Below are 1,668 nucleotides of genomic sequence, written 5' to 3'. Positions count from 1 at the left end.
GTCAGCGATGTCCCGACACATCACAAACCATGGGGTGCTTCGCGAACCGGATCGAACCGGTTCACGAGCAACGGCGCGGTTCCCGAACCGTCGTGGTCACCCGGCCTCAGCGCGCGGGGTCACGCGGGTCGAGACGGGCCGTCACCGGCTGGGTCTCCTTGCGCGCCGACCGGCGGGCCCGCATGGCGGCCACCTCGGCGGCCAGGGCCGGTCCGTCGGCCAGGGGTGCGCTGAGGACCATCCGCTCGGTCTCGGCGTCGAGCGGCAGCGGCCCGAGGACCCGCACCGACGGTCCCAGCCGCATCTCGGACACCGCCGACCGGAGCGCCGCACGCGCGCCGGTCAGGGTCGCCACGCGGGCCGCGGGAGGCAGGCCGAGCTCGACCCGCTCGGCGAGCTCGCGCTCGGAGAACCACGCCGGGTCCCAGCGGACGAGGGCCTCGAGGGCGGGCACGGTCGTGTGTGTCGGCGTCCCGGCGAGGACCGCGACTCCCCCGTCGGCGGCTCCGCGCGTGAGCCCCACCGCGCCCATCCACCGACGCAGCGTCTCCTCGGCGGCGTCGAGCGACGGGCGGTCGAGCAGTGCCCAGGCGTCGAGGAGGAGGCACGCGGCGTACCCGTCCTCGGCGACCGGCTCGGCCCCGGGCGTGGAGATGACGAGCCGGGGCCGGGCGTCGACCCGGTCGACGACCGCCCCGGAGCCCGACGTGGACAGGGGCACCCCGGGGAAGGCCCGGCCGAGCTCCTCCGCCGTGCGCCGAGCGCCGACGACGGACGAGCGCAGCCGCGGGGAGCCGCAGTGGGAGCACTCGAAGCGGGTCTCCACGGCGCCGCACCACCGACACGTCGGGGGCTGACCGGGGCCTCGCAGACCGAGCGGTCCGGCGCAGACCCCGCACCGGGCCGGGCGCCGGCAGTCCTGGCACGACAGCGACGGGAGGTAGCCGCGGCGCGGGACCTGGACGAGCACGGGCCCCCGGGTCAGCGCCTCCCTGGCGACCTGCCACGCGACCGAGGGGAGGTGGGCACGCGCCGCCGCCGGGTCGCGGGCGAGGTCGGACCCCTCACCCGCGACGCGTACGCGGGCGACGACCTTGCGCAGCAGCGGCCGCTCCGCCTCGAGCGGGACGACGAGGCCCTCGGCGGCCCACTGGGCGACGGCGGTGGTCCGGGTGAAGCCGGCACTGAGCAGCGCGGCCCCCTCCAGGCCGGCCCGCAACCGGGCCACCTCCCGCACCGTGGGGTAGGGCGAGCGCGGCTCGTCGTGCAGGTCGTCGCCGTCGTCCCACCACGCGACGAGCCCGAGGTCGTGCACCGGCGCGAAGGCCGCGGCGCGGGTCCCCACGACGACGCGCACGTGACCGCGCAGGACCTTGAGGTATGCCGTGTAGCGCGCCTGCGGGCCCTGGTCGGCGGTGAGGCGCACGTGGTGCCCCTTGCCGAGGCGCTGGGTCAGTGCCTCCTCGACTCGGGCGACGTCGCGTCCGTCGGGGACGACGAGCACGGCGCCACGTCTCCCGGCGAGAGCCGCGGCCGCGGCATCGGCGAGCAGCCGCGGCCAGTCCGTGACGGGGTCGGTCGACGGCGCGGCGAGCAGCGACGCCGCGGGGTCCCCGCCCGCGGTGAGGCGGGCGAGGAAGGCAGGCCCGCCGGCATACCGCCCCCAGG

General features: G+C 77.6%; 1 protein-coding gene. It reads right to left on the bottom strand.

The window, feature by feature from the left end; all coding sequences use genetic code 11:
- Nucleotides 1-106: 106 nt before the first annotated feature.
- Nucleotides 107-1,668, bottom strand: a 1,562-nt coding sequence (locus tag N801_RS21215; protein WP_035940883.1) for a hypothetical protein, incomplete at its 5' end; no start/stop codon positions are given.

Origin of the sequence: Knoellia aerolata DSM 18566 (genome assembly GCF_000768695.1) — a bacterium.
Classification (GTDB): Bacteria; Actinomycetota; Actinomycetes; order Actinomycetales; family Dermatophilaceae; genus Knoellia; species Knoellia aerolata.
The sequence above is the reverse complement of the archived record's forward strand: the minus strand, read 5'-3'. Positions and strand labels throughout refer to the sequence as shown.